At 44.8% G+C, this 23,316-nt stretch carries 23 protein-coding genes; 18 read left to right on the top strand and 5 right to left on the bottom strand.

Annotated elements, in window-relative coordinates; translation table 11 throughout:
• Positions 1-47: 47 nt before the first annotated feature.
• Both trmB and ACDZ28_RS15180 read right to left on the bottom strand, forming a co-directional pair.
• Positions 48-764, bottom strand: coding sequence for a tRNA (guanosine(46)-N7)-methyltransferase TrmB (gene trmB, locus ACDZ28_RS15185; RefSeq protein ID WP_036679523.1), 717 nt, complete (start codon positions 762-764; stop codon positions 48-50).
• A 196-nt stretch (positions 765-960) separates the two neighbouring features.
• Positions 961-1,146 carry a hypothetical protein gene (locus tag ACDZ28_RS15180; RefSeq protein ID WP_042125061.1) on the bottom strand — a complete coding sequence of 62 codons (186 nt, stop codon included), beginning with the start codon at positions 1,144-1,146 and terminating at the stop codon, positions 961-963.
• A 325-nt stretch (positions 1,147-1,471) separates the two neighbouring features.
• Between ACDZ28_RS15180 and ACDZ28_RS15175 the strand changes: the two genes are divergently transcribed.
• From ACDZ28_RS15175 to ACDZ28_RS15160, 4 genes are read left to right on the top strand one after another with little or no spacing between them, the layout of a single operon-like run.
• Complete coding sequence (locus tag ACDZ28_RS15175; RefSeq protein ID WP_042125059.1) at positions 1,472-2,428, top strand: TIGR01212 family radical SAM protein; 957 nt, start codon at positions 1,472-1,474, stop codon at positions 2,426-2,428.
• Complete coding sequence (locus tag ACDZ28_RS15170; RefSeq protein ID WP_375105095.1) at positions 2,428-3,030, top strand: class I SAM-dependent methyltransferase; 603 nt, start codon at positions 2,428-2,430, stop codon at positions 3,028-3,030. The genes ACDZ28_RS15175 and ACDZ28_RS15170 overlap by 1 nt, the downstream gene beginning before the upstream one ends.
• Positions 3,031-3,075: 45 nt before the next feature.
• Positions 3,076-4,044 carry a type I phosphomannose isomerase catalytic subunit gene (locus ACDZ28_RS15165; protein WP_042125055.1) on the top strand — a complete coding sequence of 323 codons (969 nt, stop codon included), beginning with the start codon at positions 3,076-3,078 and terminating at the stop codon, positions 4,042-4,044.
• Between the two features lie 27 nt (positions 4,045-4,071).
• A complete protein-coding gene (locus tag ACDZ28_RS15160; RefSeq protein WP_042125053.1) occupies positions 4,072-5,022 on the top strand; it encodes an alpha/beta fold hydrolase in 951 nt (316 codons plus the stop codon).
• 218 nt (positions 5,023-5,240) lie between these two features.
• Here ACDZ28_RS15160 and ACDZ28_RS15155 read toward each other — a convergent pair whose 3' ends face one another.
• Positions 5,241-7,148, bottom strand: a complete 1,908-nt coding sequence (locus tag ACDZ28_RS15155) for a B12-binding domain-containing radical SAM protein (RefSeq protein ID WP_375105358.1) — start codon at positions 7,146-7,148, stop codon at positions 5,241-5,243.
• A gap of 16 nt (positions 7,149-7,164) precedes the next feature.
• A complete protein-coding gene (gene recQ / locus ACDZ28_RS15150) occupies positions 7,165-9,000 on the bottom strand; it encodes a DNA helicase RecQ (protein WP_375105094.1) in 1,836 nt (611 codons plus the stop codon).
• A gap of 170 nt (positions 9,001-9,170) precedes the next feature.
• On the opposite strand from recQ, the gene ACDZ28_RS15145 reads away from it, so the two are divergent.
• The 11 genes from ACDZ28_RS15145 (at position 9,171) to ACDZ28_RS15095 (ending at position 18,978) form a co-directional block, all read left to right on the top strand.
• On the top strand, positions 9,171-10,784 hold the full coding sequence (locus tag ACDZ28_RS15145) for a spore germination protein (protein ID WP_375105093.1): 1,614 nt from the start codon (positions 9,171-9,173) through the stop codon (positions 10,782-10,784).
• Positions 10,777-11,880 (top strand): endospore germination permease, encoded by a 1,104-nt coding sequence (locus ACDZ28_RS15140; protein WP_375105092.1) that lies wholly within the window; start codon positions 10,777-10,779, stop codon positions 11,878-11,880. Before ACDZ28_RS15145 ends, ACDZ28_RS15140 begins: the two co-directional genes overlap by 8 nt.
• Entirely contained in the window at positions 11,873-13,096 is a 1,224-nt protein-coding gene (locus ACDZ28_RS15135; RefSeq protein WP_375105091.1) for a Ger(x)C family spore germination protein, read from the top strand. The genes ACDZ28_RS15140 and ACDZ28_RS15135 overlap by 8 nt, the downstream gene beginning before the upstream one ends.
• A 24-nt stretch (positions 13,097-13,120) precedes the next feature.
• A complete protein-coding gene (locus tag ACDZ28_RS15130) occupies positions 13,121-13,309 on the top strand; it encodes a CLC_0170 family protein (RefSeq protein ID WP_375105090.1) in 189 nt (62 codons plus the stop codon).
• 93 nt (positions 13,310-13,402) lie between these two features.
• A complete protein-coding gene (locus tag ACDZ28_RS15125; RefSeq protein WP_375105089.1) occupies positions 13,403-14,395 on the top strand; it encodes an RluA family pseudouridine synthase in 993 nt (330 codons plus the stop codon).
• Between the two features lie 103 nt (positions 14,396-14,498).
• The gene (locus tag ACDZ28_RS15120) at positions 14,499-14,918 is read left to right on the top strand and encodes a GNAT family N-acetyltransferase (RefSeq protein WP_076119979.1); all 420 of its coding nucleotides are present in this window, start codon (positions 14,499-14,501) and stop codon (positions 14,916-14,918) included.
• A 97-nt stretch (positions 14,919-15,015) separates the two neighbouring features.
• On the top strand, positions 15,016-15,537 hold the full coding sequence (locus ACDZ28_RS15115; protein ID WP_042185682.1) for a hypothetical protein: 522 nt from the start codon (positions 15,016-15,018) through the stop codon (positions 15,535-15,537).
• A gap of 47 nt (positions 15,538-15,584) precedes the next feature.
• On the top strand, positions 15,585-15,980 hold the full coding sequence (locus ACDZ28_RS15110; RefSeq protein WP_341049691.1) for a hypothetical protein: 396 nt from the start codon (positions 15,585-15,587) through the stop codon (positions 15,978-15,980).
• A gap of 20 nt (positions 15,981-16,000) precedes the next feature.
• Positions 16,001-16,570, top strand: coding sequence for a TetR-like C-terminal domain-containing protein (locus ACDZ28_RS15105; protein ID WP_341147336.1), 570 nt, complete (start codon positions 16,001-16,003; stop codon positions 16,568-16,570).
• Between the two features lie 156 nt (positions 16,571-16,726).
• Positions 16,727-18,307: an oleate hydratase gene (locus ACDZ28_RS15100; RefSeq protein WP_375105087.1), complete on the top strand. Its 1,581-nt coding sequence runs from the start codon at positions 16,727-16,729 to the stop codon at positions 18,305-18,307.
• A 152-nt stretch (positions 18,308-18,459) separates the two neighbouring features.
• Entirely contained in the window at positions 18,460-18,978 is a 519-nt protein-coding gene (locus ACDZ28_RS15095; RefSeq protein WP_042125033.1) for a GNAT family N-acetyltransferase, read from the top strand.
• 53 nt (positions 18,979-19,031) lie between these two features.
• Here the strand turns inward: ACDZ28_RS15095 and ACDZ28_RS15090 are convergent, their stop codons facing one another.
• On the bottom strand, positions 19,032-19,754 hold the full coding sequence (locus tag ACDZ28_RS15090; protein ID WP_375105086.1) for a DsbA family protein: 723 nt from the start codon (positions 19,752-19,754) through the stop codon (positions 19,032-19,034).
• Between the two features lie 270 nt (positions 19,755-20,024).
• Here ACDZ28_RS15090 and ACDZ28_RS15085 point away from each other — a divergent pair, with 270 nt between their 5' ends.
• From ACDZ28_RS15085 to ACDZ28_RS15075, 3 genes are all read left to right on the top strand, one after another.
• On the top strand, positions 20,025-20,957 hold the full coding sequence (locus tag ACDZ28_RS15085; protein ID WP_375105085.1) for a glycosyltransferase family 2 protein: 933 nt from the start codon (positions 20,025-20,027) through the stop codon (positions 20,955-20,957).
• 177 nt (positions 20,958-21,134) lie between these two features.
• Positions 21,135-22,241 carry an FAD:protein FMN transferase gene (locus tag ACDZ28_RS15080; RefSeq protein WP_375105084.1) on the top strand — a complete coding sequence of 369 codons (1,107 nt, stop codon included), beginning with the start codon at positions 21,135-21,137 and terminating at the stop codon, positions 22,239-22,241.
• Between the two features lie 182 nt (positions 22,242-22,423).
• Positions 22,424-23,275 (top strand): RCC1 domain-containing protein, encoded by an 852-nt coding sequence (locus tag ACDZ28_RS15075; protein ID WP_375105083.1) that lies wholly within the window; start codon positions 22,424-22,426, stop codon positions 23,273-23,275.
• The last annotated feature ends 41 nt before the right edge of the window (positions 23,276-23,316 follow it).

Below are 23,316 nucleotides of genomic sequence, written 5' to 3'. Positions count from 1 at the left end.
AAGCGGCAAGCCTCCATATCTCTGGAGACTTGCCGCTTTATTGTTAACTACAGCCGATATTTATCTAATCGGGTAGCCTGATACTGTTTGAGTGCTTCTGCGCCTACAATTGCCTCACAACGATGGATATTCACGCCACGTCCGACAAATTTCGTCTCGTATTCCGTCATAATATGATCCTCATTTATGATGCCGTCTGCATGTAGGTCCAAAGAAATATTTTTCATCTGTAAACCAAAGTCTGCAAATGCATTCAATGAGAATTCAAATAGGCTTCGGGAATCTGTTTTCAGATGAATTTCACCTAGGTCGCTTAGCAGGCCGCGATATTTGTCAAGAAAACGCGGATGTGTCAAACGACGTCGAGCATGCTTACTCTTAGGCCACGGATCACTGAAGTTAAGATAAATTCGTTCCAGCTCTCCAGGAGCAAATACTTCCTCTGCGTAATCAATATTGGCAAGCGCCAATTTCAGATTAGGTGGCGTCTCATGACCTGCTGGCTCCCAAACTGCTCTAGCCTTATCTCCAGCACGACGGATCAGTTCATCATACATATCAACGCCGATAAAATTAATATCGGGATATTTGAAGCTCATTTGGCTGATAAACTGTCCCTTGCCCATTCCGAACTCCACATGGATCGGATGATCATTTCCGAACAGCTTGGACCACTCACCTTTATAACTCCGAGGGTCAAGAATGACTAGATCGGTCTGTTCTTCCAAACTTTCACGTATTCCTTTTCTTCCGCGTAAACGCATAGGTATTCCTCCGATTATCTCTTATACGATAACTGTCACTTGCAATATTGTGCCGAAATTGTCCCGAAAAGTAAAGGGATTGGGGTAAAAAAGAAAAAGGAATTCTCTGGTTCAGCTCTTAAATGAGCTATCCAGAGGAATTCCTTCGTTGTGTATATTTGGATTTAAGGCTCATTCTTGTCCGGTAGATTAGGATCTACTTTGTGTTTGAGCTTGTGGCAAATGTCTTTTTTTCGAATGCACTACGAATTTTACGCTGTGCATCTGTCTTGATCTTAGGGTTTCCGTTAAATTCCACGCCTGTTAGTGCAAGGGCTTCGTCTGGCGTTAAGTGGACTTCAATCGAATCTTTACCCTCAGCATATACCGTTTGAGAATTCATTGCTATCACCTCACGGTTATTATTATGGATCGGACGACACGAAATTATGAACTCCTGGTTGAAATTCTTTATGCCACAGCAGCTTTTCACACTCTGAATATAACATACTATGTAAGCATTTTCAAGTTGAAAGCGCCTTACTTGCAGCCTATTTTTCATGCCAGTCCCGGGAGTGAATGTTACGCCGAGCTCTGTTTTTTGATACAATGTATTGGATTATAAAGAAACGGCTGTGTGTTCTCTTTTATAAAGATGCCATCCGTCTCAGAAAAATATAAAGATCAGGATTCTTATCCATGATTATATTTTCAGAAAGGAGCTCTTTGTGTCTAATCTTCAATACACTACTCCTCCGCTCCTGTGGGGGGATAAACGTTTCCATACTTGGAATTATGAAATGCGTGAGCAAATGAATACCAAGGTGTTCAAAGTTATGCTCGATGCAGGCTTTACCTGTCCCAACCGTGATGGCTCCATCGCTAAAGGTGGTTGTACTTTTTGCAGTGCCAGAGGTTCTGGTGATTTTGCGGGAAGTCGCCGAGATGATCTCGTCACCCAATTTAATAATATCCGTGACAAACAGCATCTAAAATGGCCAAACGCTAAATACATCGGATACTTTCAGGCCTATACCAATACGTACGCTCCGGTCGAAGAGCTTAGAGAATATTTCGAAGTGATTTTGCAGCAGCCAGGTGTCGTAGGACTATCTATTGCTACACGGCCTGACTGTTTGCCAGATGATGTTGTCGAATATTTAGCGGAGCTAAACGAACGCACGTATCTGTGGGTAGAGATGGGGCTTCAGACTATACACGACTCTACTTCTGAGCTAATTAATCGGGCTCACGATAGCCAGTGTTATGTAGATGCTGTTGAGAAGCTGCGGCGTCACGGCATTCGTGTCTGCACCCATATCATTCACGGTCTTCCACAAGAGACGCATGAAATGATGCTTGAAACGGTATCTGCTGTGGCTCGCATGGATGTGCAAGGAATTAAGATTCACCTTCTGCATCTCATGCGTAAAACACCAATGGTGAAGCAATACGAAGCCGGATTGCTTCGATTCATGGAACAGGACGAGTATGTGAAGCTAATTGCCGATTCACTCGAAATTCTGCCTCCTGAGATGATTGTCCACCGTCTAACTGGCGACGCGCCTCGAGATCTCTTAGTAGGACCGATGTGGAGTCTCAAGAAATGGGAAGTGCTAAATGCCATTGACGCTGAACTTGTTGCCCGCGATACTTGGCAGGGTAAGTATTGGAGGAAGAGCTGATGGGCTTTATGTCCGTTCTAAGCTTTGCCCATAAATTAATCTCTGAGCGACTGACCCTAGGTGACCGAGCGATCGATGCTACTGTGGGGACAGGTGCGGATACGCTTTTTCTGGCCAAAACAACCGGAATTCGTGGGGAAGTCTATGGTTTCGACATCCAAGCTGCAGCATTGAGATTGGCTGAAGATCGCCTGCGGCTTGCAAGGGAGAATGCGCCTTCGCTCGCTGACGTCACCTTGCTGGAACGCAGCCACGCCGAAATGGCCGAAGCCGTTCCAGCAATCTGGCATGGCACCGTTGGGGCTGTGATGTTTAATCTTGGCTACTTGCCTGCGGGCGATGCCGACAAGAATATCATTACTCAGCCTGACAGCTCTATTGCAGCCTTGGAGGCTTCACTCCAGTTACTGCGTCCAGGGGGAATCATTACGGCAGTTCTTTATCCCGGCCATGCAGGTGGAGATCTCGAAGCCGCCGCTGTTGAATCATGGGCAACGGCAATCTCCCCACTTGTAGCGCAGAGCATTGTTTACCGCCAGCTGCAGCGCAAGGATTCACCTTATGTAATTGCGCTCGAGAAGAAAAAAGGAATCCCCTCTTAATCTGTAAGTAATTAACCATCTTATATTTGGAAGGAAGATGTAATAATGACACAACCATATCCTTTGAAATTTCAACCGGAGTTTAAAGAACGTGTCTGGGGAGGCCGTGCGCTAGAGAAATTCGGACTAGATCTGCCTGAGGGACATATTGGTGAAGGCTGGATGATCGCCGATCACGCGAATGGAACGTCTTCGGTAGTAAATGGAGCGTTAGCCGGCCAAGGCTTGGATCAAATTCGTGAGCAGTTCGGCCATGAATGGTTCGGAAGCAAAGGGATTTCAGAGGCGGGCGGTAGATTCCCTCTACTAATCAAATTGCTGGATTGCAACGACAATCTTTCCGTTCAAGTCCACCCTACAGATGATTATGAGGGATTACCTCAAGGTGAACTGGGCAAAACAGAGATGTGGTACGTGTTAGACGCTAAGCCAGGTGCCAAGATCATTTATGGTCTTAAAGATGGTGTTGACCGTGAAACATTGCGCGAAGCACTGGAGAAAGGAACCGTTATGGATAGCCTTCAAGAAGTATCTGTCTCCGCAGGAGACTCCTTCTATATTCCAGCCGGAACCGTTCATGCGCTATGCGCTGGTGTCGTTGTAGCAGAGATTCAGCAAAATTCCGACACTACATACCGCATTTATGACTATGACCGTCCAGGCCTGGACGGAAAGCCACGCGAGCTTCATATTGAAGATTCACTTAATGTGACAGCCTATGAAGGCGCCGGTGCTACTTCAATGAAGACAGATAACGCAGTCCCTGGAGAGTGGTTGCAGCTTGCAGCTTCACCATATTTTATCGTAGAAAAGGGAATCGTAAATGGTTCATGGGACCTCACCACTACAGAAGACAGCTTCACTATTCTAGTGATCTGTGAAGGCAGTGGACATCTTACGTGGGATGGCGGCTCTCAGCCTTATGCTGCAGGAGAATGCTATCTGATTCCTTCCAACCTCGGCCGTTACGCTATCGAAGGTCATTCTACTGTGCTTCGTTCTTATTTACCATAAGTCGAGAACCTTTAGGAGGAATGGACCATGAAGGAAAACAGTTTTACCCTAACGGATCCCATAGGTGTAAATATCCATGTCTATGAATGGTTACCTGAATCCGATGTTCCAGTTAAGGGTATCGTGCAAATTTCTCACGGAATGTGCGAAACGGCTGTCCGTTACGCTCGGTTTGCGGAAGCATTAACCGGAATAGGTTATGCAGTATATGTAAATGACCACCGGGGACATGGTAAAACCGCTGGTCAAGTCAATCTCCTCGGCGATGTCGGAGAGGACGGATTCTATTGGATGCGGCGCAACCTGCTTCAGGTAGCCGCCAAAGCACTCTCCAAACATGAAGGAAAGCCCATCTTTCTTTTCTCTCATAGCATGGGCTCCTTTCTGGCCCAAAAGCTGATGTGTGAAGAAGGTAACGAAATCTATACAGGGTTTATCCTAAGCGGTACAAATGGTCCCCGCAGTATGCTGCGCCTTGGCGAATCTCTGGCTAGTGCACAGCTTAAGCTAAAGGGAGAACATCACCGCAGTGTATTGATGAATAGCTTGGTATTCGGCAGTTACAACCGTGCCTTTTCTCCCGTAAGAACAGCTTATGACTGGCTGAGCAGCGATGCTGCAGAAGTTGATAAGTACATTTCCGATCCATTCTGCGGAGCCATTTGTACGACACGTTTTTTCCGTGACTTCTTCCACCTCCTAAGGGAGATTCATTCCGAAGAATCACTTAGCACATTATGTACAAGCAAGCCCATTTATATATTTGGTGGAGATAAAGATCCTGTAGGGATGACCGGCCAAGGTATTCCCCGTCTAGCTGAGTTGTATAAGAAACGAGGAGTGGCAGACGTTGAGTATCGACTATATCCAGGTGGCAGACACGAGATGCTAAATGAGGTAAACCGGGATCAAGTTACAGCTGATGTAATTAACTGGCTAGACCAGCATCTCCCTTCTGAGGTTACGGCTACAAGTTAAGAAAAAGCCGAAGTTTTGAGGCTAGTGGATTTTATGTAGAGCAGCGGTCCTCCCGTTATTGGGGGATCGCTGCTTTTCGTTTTGGGTTGTGTGCAGCTTACTTTACCCCTTACTACCTTACTTTCCCCCACTGCTTTCGGACTCAGATGACGATTGCGAATGACGCAAAAATAGACCGCCCCAAAGGAACGGTCTATCCATCAAACTGAACCGCCTTATTACAATGGCAGCGTATAGTACTGAGCACGTTGGCTCTCGTTCTGCTGGTACATCACGATCAGGAGCGTGCGACCTTCTCGAACGGAAGAAGGTTCAGCTACGGCTACAGCCGAGCTTGTGGTTTGGACAGACTCTTCTAAACTACTCTCTGTGCCTCCTTGTATTAGCGACTCTGAAGAAGGTACAACCCCGTCGACAACATTGTCCGCTTCCTCTTCCTCTGAACCCCCATCTGCCCGTAGACCGCTAATGGATTCCAGCACCGCTTCTAGCGAGAAGGGCAGCACTTCAAGTACTGTATACTTTTGCAGTTCTCTTTCACTGAGTCCGGCTTCTGCCAATTGGGCAGAGATTTGACCCGGATTAGCAGCGATATCCCTCAAGTAACTCGACCAATCCGACTTATCCAGCACGAAATCCCACCAGATTTTGCGAGGCTTATACTTGTGTCCTAGGAAATAATCAAGCTTCATTAGCCCAGTAATAATATCCATAGACGGAGTCCCACGATCTATCAAGAAGGACTGCAAACGGGTAAAGAGATCTTCTAGCTGATGCCCAATCTTTTGCCAGCCTCTCTCCTCCCAGTAGTCACCGAACTCCTGAAAGAAATCAAATGGTGAATCAAACACGTGACGGATCAAGTATTTGGCTGTATGGTCCATCCGGTGGCTGTTCCAGTATTTCTCCAGCACATCCTCAAGCCGCTTCAAACGAATAATATCCGAGAAGGTCATCATATGACTGCTAAGAATTTCGTAAGGGGCATGTTCCATATACGTATACTCATATTTTGCCGCCTGTGCACGCAGACCCGTCCCGCGAAGCATTTTGAGGAATCCAAGCTGCAGCTCTTCTGGCTCCATAACAAATACATCATTAAAGGTTTTGCGGAAGGTGGTGTAATCCTCCATTGGAAGCCCCGCGATTAAATCCAGATGCTGATCGATATTGCGACTTTCCTTAATCTTCATTACCGTACGAGAGAGCTTCTTGAAATTCTGGCGGCGTTTAACAAGCTCGTTCGTCTCATCATTCGTAGACTGTACACCAATTTCAAATCTAAAGATGCCCGGAGGCGCATTATTCGACAGGAAATCCAGAACTTCTGGCCGCATGATATCTGCTGTGATTTCAAACTGGAACACACAGCCTTGATGATTATCGATCAGGAATTGAAACATTTCCATTGCATAGTTGCGGTTGATATTGAAGGTGCGGTCCAAGAATTTAATGATTTTGGCGCCATTTTCTATTAAGTAGAGTAAATCAGACTTCACTCGTTCAATATCATAGTAACGTACGCCTACCTCAATACTGGATAAACAAAATTGACAGTTAAACGGGCACCCACGGCTCGTCTCAAAATAAACAATACGTTTGCTCAGATCTGGAATATCCTCTGGAAAACGATGCGGTGTAGGCAGCGTATTTAGATCGCTTTTGGGACGAGGTGGATTTACAATGATCTCCTCTCCCTTACGATAAGCAGCTCCGTACACAAAATGAAATTTCCGGTCGTCTCTCAGCTCCTGCAGCAGATGATGGAACGTCTCTTCTCCATCTCCATTGACGATGAAATCAATGCCAGCTTCTCTCTTCATCCAATGCAGCGGCTCATAAGAGACTTCCGGCCCTCCCAGAACAATCGTAACCTCAGGCATCACTTGCTTAAGAATTCCGATCAGCTTGAGCGTCTCTTCGATATTCCAGATATAACAGGAGAAGCCAATCACATCTGGCCGTTTCTGAAACAAGTCGGACACGATATTCATTACGGGATCTTTAATGGTGTACTCCACCAAATGAATATCTTTAAATTCATGCTCACTGTAAGCTTTAAGCAAACGGATCGCCAGTGAGGTATGGATATATTTTGCGTTTAGCGTGGTCAGAACGATTTTCAATGCTACACGACCTTTTCTACATTTCATTTTGAAAAAACTCTAGGAATGCCTTACCATACTTCCGGTATTTCACTTCCCCGACACCCTTTACCCTCAGCATTTCCGCTTCGGTCTGCGGACAAACCACACTCATCTCACGCAGCGTTGCATCATTAAAAATAATATAAGATGGCACATGCTCTCGGCCTGCCAGTTCCCGCCGAATCAGACGCAGCTGCTCAAAGACAGTCTCATTGACTGCCGAAGGTGACAAATCATGTCCGCGACTACGAACTCGCGTACCGGATGCCGCACCTGCTCGTGATGGCCGCGCCACCCGCTGCATCACCTCACGCTGTCCTCGCAGTACCTCAGCAGCCAAAGGCTGGAGCCGTACTACCGGATATTGTCCTTCAGACAATGCCAGATATCCTTCAGAGATAAGTACATTGACACTCTCCGAGATCTCCTTCTCCGTCCGGCTCGACATCGCACCATGGGTCGGCAGCTTATCAAAACCATACTGCATCACCTTCTGATTGCGAGAACCTTTAAGCACAGAAGCCACCAACGCTACTCCATAACGCTCTCGCATACGGTGGATGCAAGAGAATATCTTCTGTGCATCTACAGTCATATCTACAAGCTCTCGTTCATCTGTACATGAGCTGCAAATCCCGCATGGCTTGTCTCCATGTGCCTCACCAAAATAATCCAGCTGAGCACTCCGCAAACAACGGGTAGTATAGCAATAATCAATCATTTGCTGAAGTTTGCGATACTCGTTAGCTTTGCGATCCGTATCCTGCGGATTCTGCTCAATTAGGAACTTTTGTGTCATAATATCCTGCGCACTAAAGAGCAGGATACACTCACTAGGTTCACCGTCACGCCCAGCACGACCAGCCTCTTGAACATAAGCTTCCATATTTTTCGGCATATTGTAATGAATTACGTAACGGACATTGGATTTATCAATCCCCATCCCAAAGGCATTTGTGGCCACCATGACCCGGATATCATCATATAGGAAGCCTTCCTGACTATCTGCCCGCTCCTGATCATTCATCCCTGCATGATAGCGGCCTGCTGCTATTCCTGAAGCCTGCAGCCTTTGATACAGATCATCTACTTCTTTGCGTGTAGCCGCATATACAATGCCCGGTTGGTGGGAATGCGTCGCTGTGTAGTCCATGACGAATTCCCGCTTATTCTCTCCACGTAGCACAGACATGGCTAGATTATCTCTTCCGAGTCCAGTCATGAAAATACCTGGCTCGCGCAGACGAAGCAGCCGAACCATGTCCTCCATAACCTCTGGCGTCGCCGTCGCTGTAAATGCAGCCAAGATAGGTCGTTCTGGCAACTCGTCCACAAAAGGCGATACCGACAAATAACTTGTGCGGAAATCATGTCCCCACTGTGATACACAGTGTGCCTCATCTACAGCCACACAGGAAATCGCCAGCTCAGCCATCTCCAGTCGGAACCAGTCCAGCTCTAACCTTTCGGGCGCGACATAAAGCAGCTTCAAATCGCCGCGACGGGCAGCACGAATCCGCTCATTCACTTCTTTTCCGCTTAACGTGCTATTAATAAAGGCTGCCGGAATACCTGCCGTGGTCAATGCATCCACCTGATCTTTCATCAGCGAGATCAATGGCGATATCACCAATGTCAGTCCGGGCAGCAGCAATGCAGGAACCTGATAGCAGATCGACTTCCCGCCTCCAGTAGGAAGAATTCCCAGCGTGTCGCGACCTTCCAGCAAGTTCTGAACAATCTTCTTCTGACCATCCCGAAAATCTGGATAACCGTAATATTTCTGCAGTTCAGCCTGCGCCTGTTCAATAGTAGGTGCTTGCATCTTCATATCTCTCATAACCCCTTAAGCGTTTCTATCTTTAGTTTAGCGGTCAATGGTGTATTGAGCAACACTCCTGAACTATCGTCACCTAGTTCTTCTTTTGAAATATTTACATAAAAGGTCTTCTTTTAAGCCAAGCTTTAAGATGAGTGATTTCATAGAAAGGTGGAGCGACCGTGCAAAATTGGAAACAAAAATATACCTCTTTTAAACAAAAGCCTGCACGCAAAGAGTCCTCTGCCCAGGAGAATCGTCCGCTAAAACCACTGGATTCCAGCCTAAAAAGCAATATAAGCTTCATTCGACAAGTCTTTGGAGAAGACAGCGACCTTATTGTCCGTAACTTTAAAGTGTACGGTAGATATGATGCGGCTATTATCTTTTTTTCTTCTGTAGTGGACCAGAATCAGATTCAGAACTATGTTTTAAAGCCATTAATGAATGTTTCCTCCGACCCCTCAGAAATTCCAGAAGATTTAAAAGATCTAGCTGATTACATCTGGAGTATGACGGTACAAGTAACACAAGGGAACCGAACTAAGGACCTAAATACTCTAGCCTCCATTTTGTTGGAAGGAAATGTAGTCCTACTCATAGATGGGATGGATCAGGCCCTGTATTTCAATCTGCGTAAAATTGAGCATCGTAGCATTGAGCAACCTCAAACTGAACAAGTCATACGCGGTTCGCGTGATGGGTTTATAGAGAATTTAGAATCCAATATCTCTTTGCTTCGCTATCGACTGCAAACACCGGATTTTCGTGTAGTAACTGCCCCTCTTGGCGTACGGACGCGCTCAAAAGTATCTGTTTGTTATATCGAAGGAATAGCCGATCCAGGGCTAGTTCAAAAGGTGATGAAGCGATTATCAGCAATAAATGTAGACGGCATCCTTGATGCGGGGTATATCGAGCAATTCATAGAAGATCATCCCCTTTCCCCGTTTCCACAGGTTCAGCCAACCGAACGTCCGGATAAATCTATAGCCTCTTTATTAGAAGGACGAGTCATCATCCTTGTAGATGGCTCACCATTCTGCCTCATCGTCCCGGCGCTTTTCAATCAGTTCTTTCAGACGATGGATGACTATACAGAACGTTTTGTTGTAGGAAGCCTCCTAAGAATGATCCGCCTGATCGCATTATTATTTTCCCTTTTCTTCCCAGCCTTATATGTATCCATTATCTCTTTCAATCCTGAGCTATTGCCGACAGAGTTCGCCGTAGCAATAACTGGTGCAAGAGCTGGCGTACCCTTTCCAGCCGTATTGGAAGTTCTGATTATGGAAGTCTTCATGGAGGTGCTGCGCGAAGCAACCATTCGCCTACCGCAAATGATTGGCGGGGCTCTTTCTATTGTAGGTGTGCTTGTCATTGGTCAGGCAGCCGTAGCAGCAGGTCTGGCGAGTCCCACTACCGTAGTTGTTGTTGCTATAACGACTATAGGGTCTTTTGCCACACCCGCTTACAATGCTGCTATCTCTTCAAGAATGCTTAGATTTCCATTGATCATATTGGCAGGCTGCTTTGGCCTGTACGGAGTAATGCTTGGCACTATTGTTATTGTTAACCACTTATTATTCCTGGAATCCTTTGGCGTTCCCTACATGACACCCTTTGTGCCTACGATTTGGAAAGACCTCAAGGATAGTATCGTTCGGGTACCTTTATGGTGGATGCGAAGTCGCCCAAGCTTTCTCAATACACCTGATCCTGACCTTCTTGCGAAGGATATCCCCAAAATGCATACCGATCTGATTTTTAAGGAGAAAAGTGAAGCTGATGAATAGTAACCGCCCCATAACAACGATCCAAGTCATGGCTGTAATCATCAGTACGATTATAGGAATAGGAATCTTAAGTATTCCTCGTTATATGGCTGAAGCCGGAGACAGTGGTGCACCGCTCGTAACTGCTTCTGGCGTACCTGTTGCTTTTTTGGGTTGCTGGTTTACAGCGGTTGTCTGCCGAAAATTCCCTAACGAAACGTTGTTCGTATTCAGCCGCCGCCTTCTCGGAACTTGGCTCGCAGATATTTTCTCCATGCTTATTACTTTGTTTTTTGCTTTCTCTGCCGGGATCACCATGCGCCAATTCGGAGAAGTATGTGTTGCGGTTGTCTTTAAAAAGACACCAATCGAAGCAGTAATTCTCTTAATGCTCCTACTGGTTGCCTTATCAATCCGTAGAAATATTGTAAAATTCACTTATGTACATGTTTTTTATTTACCCTTTATTCTATTATCCGTTATCGCAATTATATTGGTAGCTATGAGAAATGTTGATGTTCTGAACTTGCTACCCCTCACCGGAAATTACACCACCTTTTCAAGCTTTTTCAAAGGAACGATTACGTCCGCTGGCCTTTATCAAGGCACATTTGTCATCATCCTGCTGGTTCCTCTAATGAAAAAACCTCAACAGATCCTTAAAGCAGGTACTGTTGCGCTTTGTATCATTGGATTCATTTATGTAATGATCGTTTGGGTCACTCTAGGCATGTTTGGAGCTCAGGAAACCAAATTACTGTCCTATCCAACCCTAGAAGCAGCTCGCTCCATATCCATCGGCGCAGGACTATTAGAACGGTTTGATGCTCTTTTTATAATAATTTGGGTGATTTCTATATTCACTACCATCTTTACGAACTACTACTTAGCCGCATACTCTCTGCAACAAGTGCTGCGGCACAAGGATCACCGCCTAATATCCAGTTTCTTACTTCCACTTATCTTCACTTTTTCACTTTTGCCGAGAAATATATTTCAGGTCTATTCATTTGCTAGCATTACAGCAATAATCGGTTTGATTTTTTTGACCTTCTATCCTCTTTTATTATGGTTAGTCTCTTTAATCCGAAATAAAGGAGCCATTACTCATGAATAAAAAAATTTACAAGCGTGTAGTTCTTATATTTATCCTCTCACTCTTGTCTGGATTGCTCGCAGGTTGCTGGGACCAGCTCGAAATTGAAGATCGTGCATTGGTGCTAGGGTTATCCATTGATTCCGTCCCTCCAGACAGCAAAACAAATGATGACCAAACCACTCATCTTAAAAGCGCAAATATTAACCTACCCCAAATTCGAGTAACTGCCCAAATTGCGGTTCCGGGAAGAGTTCCACTGGGACCAGGCAGTGGGGGTGAAGGCGGAGGCGGAAATCAAAATCCAGTTTGGGTCGTAGAAGTATACGGGTACACATTAGATGACGCCATGAACAATTTGCAGCAGCAAATTTCTGATCCACGTTATCTAATTCATTTACGAGTGATTATTATTAGTGAGGACATAGCAAGAAAAAGCATGGATGACTTAAATGATTATTTGCGGCGAAATCCAGAAGTTCGTCGCCGGACCTGGCTGCTAGTGTCCGAAGGGGAAGCTGCCAAATTCATGAATATTAATCCTCCACTGCAGCGAGTGCCGACCCTTTACATCCTCTCTACCATGGAAAAAGCAGTGACATCGGGGAAATTTCCCGCTGATTATATAGGTGTATTCTGGTCAGCAGATTCCAAATGGGGCGAAAGTGGTTATCTGCCTTACGTCTCATTACATCAGGAAGACAATATCATGATTAAAGGCCTAGCTTACTTTAGTGGTGGAGTGATGGTCGGTTCGACGATTCCGATTGAGATTGGCGCATATATGTCCATGAAGGGCATTAATCCCGGGGGATACTCCGATCTTTTTTATGCTGATGAATTCGGTCCGGTGATGCTCAAGGTCAACGACCGGTTCACGAGGGTGAAAGTTCAATTCAAAGAGGGCAAACCTCTCATCACCTATAACCTCTCTTTAGAGGCGGCTCTAGATGAGCATTTACGTAGTAATATCCCTATCGATTCCAGCCGTTCTTTAGAAAAGATTGAGGATATCTTTCAAAAGAAAGTGATCGGTATTTTCAACCACCTTATCGAAGAAACTCAACAAGCGCATTCCGATGTCTTTGGCATGGGTGAATATATTCGTGCATATGCTCCCTCCTACTGGAAAGCCCATGTTCGTGACAAACATGACTGGGAGCAGCAGTATTCCAATCTCAGTATTGAAGTTAAGTTGAAAACTCACATCGACAGAGTAGGTCTTAAACAAAATTAAATGACCTTTATAGGAGGCTCTACTATGCTCTATCACCAGCTAACCTACGTAATTGTTGCGCTGCTGATCTCCAGTGTTCTGTTGCTTACTGTGGATACTAAAATATATGCAGTCAATGCTATGCACCGGGAAAAGAAATGCGCTAATGTGATCGGTTGGATATATTTCAGCTTATTCCTGCTGATAGGACTAGCTCAGCTATTCTACCTATAAATCGAATTCGTTTCTTGCTGCCCTTCACATAGTATTTCTTAACCGCCCATGGTATATTGAGGAGTACAATATTAAAGGACGGAGAATGCAGTCATGAACACAAGAAGAAATCCTAAAGAAACAGCCAAAAGAGGTACTCGTTCCCACAACAATTCCCACAGCAAGCCAAATGGCAAGCTTAATCATAAAGCTAAAGCACCCGCAGCGCCCAAGTCATTTACAGTAAATGAACCTTCTGAGCTGTTACCCTTCTTACTCATCCATATCACAGGCCGTGGACGAAATGCTATTAAATCTATCCTCTCGCGTGGACAAGTAGCAGTGAATGGTAAAGTAGTCACACAGCATAATTTTCAATTACATCCGGGTCAAACTGTGACGATTGATCATGAGAAGCCTGTACAAGTAGCGGAAATGATCGGACTCACCATCGTCCATGAAGATGATGATCTAATCATTATTCAGAAGGATGCTGGACTGCTGTCGATTGCCACTGCGGAAGAAAATGAATTAACAGCTTACCGCCAGCTTATGGAGCATGTCCGCATCAGCAATCCTAAGAATCGAATTTTTGTCGTGCACCGCTTGGACCGCGATACATCTGGGGTAATGATGTTTGCCAAAAGCGAACGGATCCAGCAAGCACTGCAAACTACGTGGAAGGATACCGTGAAAGAACGTTCTTACGTAGCTCTAGTCGAAGGCGCCGTTAAAAGACCTGAAGGTACAGTGAGCTCTTGGCTAAAAGAAACCTCTACCCTGAAAATGTACTCCAGTCCTCATGAAGGCGATGGTCTACATGCGATCACACATTATAAGCTCATTCAGGCGAACCGCCACTTCTCGTTGCTTGAGGTAAAGCTTGAAACTGGACGCAAAAATCAGATTCGTGTTCATATGGCAGATATCGGCCATCCGATCGCAGGAGACAAGAAGTATGGTGCAGAGACCAAAACGGTAGGCCGTCTCGGTCTGCATGCTCGTGTACTTTCTTTTATTCATCCTACTACAGGAGAGTTAATGACCTTCGAAAGTCCAATTCCGAAGACATTCCTGAAATATACCGCACCTGCACCTACGAACTAACAAGATCACAGTGAATACCCATTCATCCTAAGGGGGCTGATTACAGTGGAGCTTACTACACTACAATCGCTACAATAACTTAACAAAGAATGGGTGATTAGCTATGACAACAGCACATCATTATGAATGTATTGAACGTTTACCCACGACTGAGGAGCATGCCTCCTTATGGGAAGCTGTCGGTTGGGGGAACGTGAATACGGAAATGACCGCAGCCTCTCTGGCTCATTCGGTGTATGGTATGGTCGTTGTACAGGAAGACAAGGTTATCGGTATGGGGCGGATCGTCGGCGATGGGCACATGTATTTCTATATACAGGACGTAGCCGTGCTTCCCGAATTTCAGGGCCAAGGCATTGGTAATGTCATTATTGAGCAGCTACTACACTATATTCGATCTCATTGTTTTTCTGGCGCGTTCGTCGGACTTTTCGCATCACATGGGAATGATACCTTTTACGAACGATACGGCTTTCAGAATCACGCCCCCGGTATGACGGGCATGTTCAAGGTCATGGAGTAACAAGCGAAAGATGCCCGGTCCATATGGTCCCTGGGCATCTTTTTCACTTCTATTTAGATCATGTTACAATACTAATAAACAAAAGAAGGTGCCATTATTGTTCCATCCTACTGTCTTCGATAATATTAAAATTGCTTTTGAGAACCAAATCTACGATTACGATAATTTGGACGGAATTCTAGTAGTTACGGATCGTTCCGACCTTCTGAATATGGCATTGATGTCCAGAGAATTTAGCCTTTCCTTCCAATTGACGGCCGGCAGGAGCGTAACCGCCGAAGTCTTTCTTACTTCATCTGTGAAAGATCTTAGCGATGAAATATTGGAAGTGCCTAACACGGATCCCGGTTGCAATCTTTCGTTACGTTTTTATATGGAGATCGAAGATATCCCTGCTGAATGTCAGGCGATCGAGAGTATTCTCAAAGCGATCTGGGGGCCTGAATTCCAGCCTGTGCAATCTTTAAGCTTCATTTATGGTCAAGAAGGTGAAACCTACAACAACTGCATCGAGCTGCGATTCAAAAGGCAAATCACAGAGGAGCAGATGGAGGACATTCCGAACCTGCTGAATCATCTGCTGCAAAGTGTAGAAGAACTGGAATCTTTCTCCGTATAATCTCTACTGTACACCGTTCGTACTTTGGAAAAAGAGGTGAGCCAGAAATGAAATTCCTGCCTGCAACTAAAAGTAACCGTTGGTTTATCTGGATGGCTGTTTATGGTGTTTTTCTGTGGCTGCTTTTTATTCTGCACAGATTCGTTATGATGGCTCATACATTGGATGTCACACTCTTGCTGCGCTTCGCACTCTTTTCCATTGTCGTATCTGGTATCGTTAACGTCTTAGCATGGTTCGGAGCTCGTCTACTCTGGTTAATCACTACAACAGGAATAATCATCGGTTCAGTAATTATGCTAAGCTACACCTATAGAGAGATGTCCGGTTGGGAGGATCTCGCGGGACTCCTTGCTTTTTTCTTTTTTACATGTGGAGGATTTGCACTCGGTTTATTGGCGGAAGCAATTCGTCTGCTGGTTAAGCAGTGGCCGAAAGCTTGAACGGAGGAGATGATCGATCGTTGTCCAATTCTTTTCTAACCAAAAATGCATTGTCCCATTCCTTAAAAGAACTAATGGAACATACGTCGCTCAATAAAATTACAGTCAAACAGCTCGTGGACCATTGCGGACTAAATCGACAAACCTTCTATTATCATTTTCAAGATATATTTGATTTACTCGGTTGGATCTATAAGACTGAGGCTGTAGAGAGCATCGCCCAGTATCGTAGCTACAGTACGTGGACGGACGGTTTTTATAAAATCTTCTGCTATATCGAACGAAATAAAACCTTTTGCTGCAACACCTTGAACTCACTGGGCAGAAATCATCTGGATGCGTATCTATACGAAGTGACGAATGATCTCATTATGGGTGTCATAAACGAACTGTCCGCCGGGATGGAGGTTAGCCACGAAGATAAACATTTCATTGCTAACTTCTATACACTGGCCTTCACAGGCCTTGTCATTCAGTGGATGAGAGACGGGATGAAGGAGCATCCGGATCACATTATCGAGAAGCTAAGTGTACTCATTGAGGGGAATTTTCTAAAAGCTTTGCACAAATATGAGAACAAACCGTTGTAACCTTTGGGTTCAGCGGTTTTTTTGTCTAAAAACTAGACACATGGACCGTAATGACTAAAATCCATACACTCTAAAAGGATTGATTATACCTTCGAAATTGGAGTTGGTTTACATTAAGAGTGTGATTATTTCAACAACAACTTGGAGGCGACCATTGTGAAAAAAGAGTACGGTAATAAACAGGTTTATTTTGTCGGTGGCGGAATTGCATCCTTAGCGGGCGCGGCTTACCTGGTCAGAGACTGTGACTTTCCGGGACAGAACATTCACATTATTGAAGAGATGAAGATTCTCGGTGGCAGTAACGACGGCGCAGGTGACGCTGAGCACGGTTATGTCATTCGCGGTGGCCGGATGCTTAACGATGAGACCTATGAGAATACATGGGATTTACTCATGTCGATTCCCTCCCTCGACCATCCTGAGAAATCCGTTAGAGAAGAGATTATAGAATTCGATACCGCCAATCCAACACATGCTAACGCTAGACTCGTTAACCGCAACGGTGAGGTGGAAGATGTATTGTCCATGGGCTTCGATATGGCTGACCGGCTTGCGATGGGTAAATTGATTATTACACCGGAAGAAAAAATGGGAAAAGCTCGGATTAACGACTGGTTTGGTCCACACTTTTTCACCACGAACTTCTGGTATATGTGGGCTACTACTTTCGCATTCCAGCCTTGGCATAGCGCTGTAGAGCTTAAACGATATATGATTCGCTTCGTTCATGAGTTCCCAAGAATTCAAACCCTGGAAGGGGTAACCCGCACTCCATATAACCAGTACGATTCTATCATCTTACCTATGCACAAATATCTCGAAGGCTTCGCCGTTGACTTTACACTGAAATGTACAGTAACTGACCTGCAGTTCAAAGATGGAGATGGCATTACCGTAACCCAAATGAACGTCCTGCGCCAAGGTGTCCCAGACGTTATTAACATAAGCGAAGACGATATCGTAATCGTCACGAACGGCTCCATGACTGAAGGATCAAGCCTTGGATCCATGACCTCTGCCCCACGTCTCAATGGAAAGGGTAGCTCATGGAAGTTATGGGAGAACATCGCTGCCAAAAAACCAGGTCTCGGCAATCCATCATCCTTCGATGATCATATCGATGGTTCGAAATGGGAGTCCTTTACCGTGACCTTCCAAGATTCCAAATTCTTCGATCTTATGGAGAAATTCACTCGTAATCGTGCAGGTACTGGCGCATTGGTTACCTTTAAAGATTCGAGCTGGTTAATGTCCGTTGTCTTAGCTTTCCAACCGCATTTCCGCAATCAACCAGAGCACGTAAAAGTATTCTGGGGTTACGGTTTGTACCCTGACAACGTAGGAGACTTCGTGAAGAAGAAAATGAGCGAATGTACCGGTGAAGAAATTATGGAAGAATTAATCGGTCATCTTCATTTCGAAGAACATAAGGACGAGATCATGGCAACTGCTAATTGTATTCCATGTATGATGCCTTATATCACTTCACAATTCATGCCTAGATTAAATAGCGACCGACCTAAAGTAGTGCCTGAAGGCTCCACTAACCTTGCCTTCGTTGGCCAATATTGCGAAATTCCAGATGATGTTGTATTCACGGAAGAATACTCTATCCGAGCAGCAAGAACTGCAGTATACACATTGCTCGGCATTAACCGGCCTATCGAGCCTATCAATCAACATCAGTACGATGTCCGCACCTTGTTCACAAGCTTTATCACTTCTTTTAGATAAACACATCATAAAGAAACAAGCGCTTCTGGATAGATTCAGGGGCGCTTGTCTTTGTAGTGTGTAAAACATGATTTAATAAGAACTCTCCATTCCAGGCGAAATCGTGTGTATGTTAAGCTCAACATGAATTTCAATAGAATGGATGAGAGAATATGTACATCGAAAATGGAAATTTAGTCATTCGTAATGCAACAGCAAATGATGTCCCCCGGTTATGCAGTTGGTGGAACGATGGAAAGATTATGGCACATGCCGGTTTTCCAAATGGCATCGGCTGCACAGAGCAGGATATATTGGAGAAGCTTTTGACCGACACCGAACTTAATCGTCGCTTGATACTGGACATCGAAGGTGTCCCATCAGGAGAAATGAACTATAGAACCATTGCCGACGGCACTGCAGAAATTGGCATCAAAATCTGTGATTCTAACGAACAGGATAAAGGCTTTGGAACTGTATTTTTAACCATGTTGATTAACTTTTTATTTGAAGATATGGGATATCGCACAATCGTTCTCGATACCAACGCCAAGAATTCAAGAGCTCAGCATGTATATGAGAACATTGGCTTTCGTAAAGTTGCCCTTCATTTGAATTCGTGGAGAAATCAACTTGGAGAATGGCAATCTTCTATTGATTATGAATTAACAAGAGCAGAGTTTCGGAATTAAAAAAAGAAGAAATGGAAACTTCTCCATCTCTTCTTCTCTACACTATACAAACTTTATATATTGCAAGATCCGTCAGCGCAGCCATCATCCGTGGATACTTCAGATTTTCCATTGCCAACCACCTGCAGCGTTGGTCCTGCTTGCTCCTCCGCCCACACGGTATCCAACACCTCTGTAAACACAGGCCCTGGCTGTGCACCAGATAACGCATATTTATTGTTGAACACGAAGAATGGTACACCCGTAATATTCAGACGGCTTCCTTCTTCGATATCGCCGTTCACTTCAGCTGTGTAAGCATCTGTCTCCAGCATTGCCGTTACTTCTGCCTGATCCAGCCCTACCTCGGCAGCAAGTGTAGCAAGTACACTGCGATCACCAAGATTTAATGAATCCGTAAAGTAGGCCCGTAGCAGACGTTCGGACATTTCTGCACCTTTTCCTTTTGAGCTTGCAAAGTGACTCAGACGATGACTATCGAAAGTATTCGTATGCTTCACTGTATCAAAATTGAATTCCAATCCCACATCTTGCGCTTGCTCAGCTAACTGAGCATTCATTGCTTTTGCTTTTTCGATAGACATTCCGTATTTGGTAGCCAACAGCTCATGAATATTCTTTTCTGTACTCACCTCTGCGTGTGGATCTAGTTGAAAGCTACGGAATACCACCTCTACTTGATCACGGTTCGGAAATTGACTCAGCGCATTCTCCAAACGTCTTTTACCAATATAACAAAATGGACACGCATAATCGGACCAAATATCTATTCTCATGAAAAAACCTCCTAATATTATTGTTCATTTGTAACGGCTTAATTAGATTGATAACTAAATATTTTTCACTTACTATTATATAGTTAAAAACCGAAAAATACAAACTTAACTTTTATTAAAGAACTCTTATTAGACCTGAACCCCAACTAAAAGTATACAAAAGTGGTATATACGCTCTTCTTCAGGACCGATAGAATGAAAGTAACCATTTCGCCGGAAGACTGCATTCAGAGTAGCGGACGAAAGAAGTCCTGAAGGGGGATTTAAGATATGTATGATCTATCTATAGTGATTCCTACCCGTAACCGAATTAATGATCTTACGGTGTGTATAGAGTCCATTGGCAAGCAGACAAATCTTGAGGATATCTCCATCGAGCTATGGATTGTGGACGACGGTGAGATCCCTGAGGACAGATTAGCCTGTTATCGTGAAATACTAACTGAATTACCGCAGGCTGAACTGCATTATCATCGTAAAACTAAGCCTGGCCTCTGGCTTTCCCGTTACGAAGCGCTAGGACTTATTCATGCAGAAATTGTACTCCACTTAGATGACGATGCAGAATTAGATGACCCCTTATATATTCGACGACTGTTAGATACTTATGCAGCCGATGATTCCATTGTTGGTGTCGGTGGTGTAGCCAAAGGCATACATAGTAGCAAGCTAAGTAAGCTCTTCGGTATGCTAACCGGGCAAATGTCCGGATCACCGGGCAGATTGTCGGCAAGTATGTTTGCAGGCTCGCAATTCCTTTGGGGAGAGAAGAAGCATGTATTTGAAACGGATTTTTTTCACGGCTGCAATATGTCCTTCAAGCGCTCGGCACTTTTTGATATTAAACCCTATCCATGGATGACAAGCTATTCCATAGCTGAAGATATTTATTTGTCTCATTTGGCCAGCCGCTATGGCAAGCTTGTGATTAACCCCGCCATGAAAATCATCCATCATGAGTCGCCAGGCTCTCGCGATAAGGCGGGTATTGTAGCACAAGCTACCGCCATCAACCACTACTATCTGCTCAACTTGCGTAAAGCTCCGTTTATGAATTATGCTGCCTTGATCTGGACACTATCATGTCTGACGGCTAAAGCAACCTTAAAGCGGAATTTCAAAGCCGTCAGCGGATATGCCAAGGGCATCCTCTTCGTATTAAATCCTCGTAAGAATAAATACAGTGAATATATGCTTGATTAATTAGCATCGTTTTATTCTAAATCTTCTGCGTTGCTCCGAATCAGGATACGGGGCTTTTTTTGCTATGGTGACCGATTTATCCCTTAATCTGTCATGAAATTAATTTCCATCAAGCTGATATCTAGGGTATTATAAGTAATGATGTGGTTTAGAAACTAACTTTATGGATGGTGGAATATGTTCAAGAACAAAAAAACGACGCTGATCCTCGTTGTAATTGTCATCGTCGTCATAGCTGTCGGTGCTTGGCTAATTACTAAGGATAAAGACGATAAAACAGCGGGAACTACGGGTAGCGCAACAACATCCGGAAAAGGAGAGGAAAAGTCTCTCTCACAAACTTTTTATATTTATGACACTGTTGTGAATATCAAAGTGTTCGGTGCTACAGTAGAACAAAAAAATATGGATGATATCCAGCAGATGCTGGAGCGAATGGATATGGAGCTTAGCCGCACCAAAGAAGGTGGAGAGACTTACGCAATCAATCAGGCAGCAGGAAAAGAAGCGGTTGTTGTTTCTGACGAGACCCTGGATGTAATTAAACAATCCATACAATACGCAAAGGAAATGGACGGGCTATTTGATCCTACAATCGGTCCGTTAATCGATCTTTGGAATATCGGTAGTGGTGGAGATAAGGTACCTCCCCAAGCGGAAATTGATAAAGCGAAGAGCCTAACCAATTACAAGGACGTTGAAATTGATGAAGCTGCAAAAACTGTAAAGCTGTTGAAGGAAAATATGGTGCTAGATCTGGGCGGCATTGGTAAAGGTTATGCTGCTGACCGTATCGCTGATTATTTGAAAGAGCAAGGTCTGAATAGCGCTATGATTAACCTCGGAGGCAGCAGTATTATTGCACTCGGTAAGAAGCCAAACGGAACGGAATGGAATATCGGATTGCAGGATCCGGATCAAAGCCGCGGCACACAGCTAGGAACTATTAAAATCTCAGATGAGGTCATCGATGCTTCTGGTGTTTACGAACGGTATTTTATGCAGGACAATGTTCGTTACCATCATATCCTTGATCCACGTACAGGATATCCTTCTCAGAACGGTCTCAAAAGCCTTACCATTATGAGCCCGAATGCAACAGACGCAGATGCCTTATCAACGGGGGTATTCTTGATGGGAATTGAAGAGGGTATGAAATATCTTGAATCTTTACCTGAAGATGTGGAAGCTTTCTTTATTACCGACGACAACAAAATCTATGCCACCGCAGGTATTAAAGAAAGAATGAATCTGACGGATCCAACGTACAGCTTCGCAGACTAAATGAAAAAAGCTTGCCCCATAGAGCCGAAGCCGGCTTTCTAGGGAGCAAGCTTTTTTTATAGATCTGACTTGGAGCAGCGAGAAGGACGCCTCTCTCTCAGTTTAATATACGAACAAGAAAGAACTATGGTTTAATACAGTTAAACCTCGGAAACATCTACATCAACAAAGGAGCGAAATTCATGAACCTTGTGAGACCCCTACCTTCCATAGCGGCTGGCTATCGTCATACCGCCCTGCTTAAATCAGACGGTACTGTGACGGCTGTGGGTGATAATAAATATGGCCAATGTGATGTAAGCGGCTGGCGCGATATTATGGCGGTTGCGGCGGGTAATGCTCATACGGGTAATGCTCATACCATCGGGCTTAAATCGGACGGCACGGTAACGGCTGTAGGTTGGAATAAGTATGATCAATGCGATGTAAGCGACTGGCGTGATGTGGTGGCAGTTGCAGCGGGTTGGCGTCGAACCGTCGGACTTAAATCGGATGGCACAGTAGTTGCTGTGGGTCGAAATAATGAAGGCCAATGCAATGTAAGTGACTGGCGTGATGTGGTGGCAGTAGCGGCGGGAGACTGGCATACCGTCGGGCTTAAATCCGACGGCACAGTAACAGCTGTGGGTAATAATCGGTATGGCCAACGCAATGTAAGTGACTGGCACGGCATAGTGGCTGCAGCGGCAGGTTACCTACATACTGTCGGGCTTAAATCCGACGGCACGGTGCTTGCTGTCGGTCGAAATCATGAAGACCAATGCAATATAAGCGGCTGGCACGGTATTGTGGCTATATCAGCAGGTAGCCATCATACCGTTGGCCTTAAATCAGACGGTACTGTAGTTGCTGTAGGCTGGAATAAACACGGCGAATGCAATATAAGTGACTGGTGCGATATTGTGGCGGTTGCGGCGGGTTGCACTCATACCATCGGACTCAAAACGGACGGTACGGTGGTTGCTGTGGGTAATAATGAACAGGGTCAATGCGATGTACACAGCTGGCAAGGCATCCAACTACCAAGAAATTAGTTCTCAAAATTATTAATACATAAAATAATGAAAGCCATGCG

This window comes from Paenibacillus sp. RS8 (assembly GCF_041956825.1).
Taxonomy (GTDB): Bacteria; Bacillota; Bacilli; order Paenibacillales; family Paenibacillaceae; genus Paenibacillus_AQ.
This window is presented reverse-complemented; position numbering and strand designations above follow the sequence as displayed.

Coding starts and splice junctions, on each gene's coding strand:
- trmB (WP_036679523.1), bottom strand. CDS start 764: ATGCGTTTACGCGGAAGAAAAGGAATACGTGAAAGTTTGGAAGAACAG.
- ACDZ28_RS15180 (WP_042125061.1), bottom strand. CDS start 1,146: ATGAATTCTCAAACGGTATATGCTGAGGGTAAAGATTCGATTGAAGTC.
- ACDZ28_RS15170 (WP_375105095.1), top strand. CDS start 2,428: ATGGGCTTTATGTCCGTTCTAAGCTTTGCCCATAAATTAATCTCTGAG.
- ACDZ28_RS15165 (WP_042125055.1), top strand. CDS start 3,076: ATGACACAACCATATCCTTTGAAATTTCAACCGGAGTTTAAAGAACGT.
- ACDZ28_RS15160 (WP_042125053.1), top strand. CDS start 4,072: ATGAAGGAAAACAGTTTTACCCTAACGGATCCCATAGGTGTAAATATC.
- recQ (WP_375105094.1), bottom strand. CDS start 9,000: ATGAAGATGCAAGCACCTACTATTGAACAGGCGCAGGCTGAACTGCAG.
- ACDZ28_RS15140 (WP_375105092.1), top strand. CDS start 10,777: ATGAATAGTAACCGCCCCATAACAACGATCCAAGTCATGGCTGTAATC.
- ACDZ28_RS15135 (WP_375105091.1), top strand. CDS start 11,873: ATGAATAAAAAAATTTACAAGCGTGTAGTTCTTATATTTATCCTCTCA.
- ACDZ28_RS15130 (WP_375105090.1), top strand. CDS start 13,121: ATGCTCTATCACCAGCTAACCTACGTAATTGTTGCGCTGCTGATCTCC.
- ACDZ28_RS15125 (WP_375105089.1), top strand. CDS start 13,403: ATGAACACAAGAAGAAATCCTAAAGAAACAGCCAAAAGAGGTACTCGT.
- ACDZ28_RS15120 (WP_076119979.1), top strand. CDS start 14,499: ATGACAACAGCACATCATTATGAATGTATTGAACGTTTACCCACGACT.
- ACDZ28_RS15110 (WP_341049691.1), top strand. CDS start 15,585: ATGAAATTCCTGCCTGCAACTAAAAGTAACCGTTGGTTTATCTGGATG.
- ACDZ28_RS15095 (WP_042125033.1), top strand. CDS start 18,460: ATGTACATCGAAAATGGAAATTTAGTCATTCGTAATGCAACAGCAAAT.
- ACDZ28_RS15090 (WP_375105086.1), bottom strand. CDS start 19,754: ATGAGAATAGATATTTGGTCCGATTATGCGTGTCCATTTTGTTATATT.
- ACDZ28_RS15085 (WP_375105085.1), top strand. CDS start 20,025: ATGTATGATCTATCTATAGTGATTCCTACCCGTAACCGAATTAATGAT.
- ACDZ28_RS15080 (WP_375105084.1), top strand. CDS start 21,135: ATGTTCAAGAACAAAAAAACGACGCTGATCCTCGTTGTAATTGTCATC.
- ACDZ28_RS15075 (WP_375105083.1), top strand. CDS start 22,424: ATGAACCTTGTGAGACCCCTACCTTCCATAGCGGCTGGCTATCGTCAT.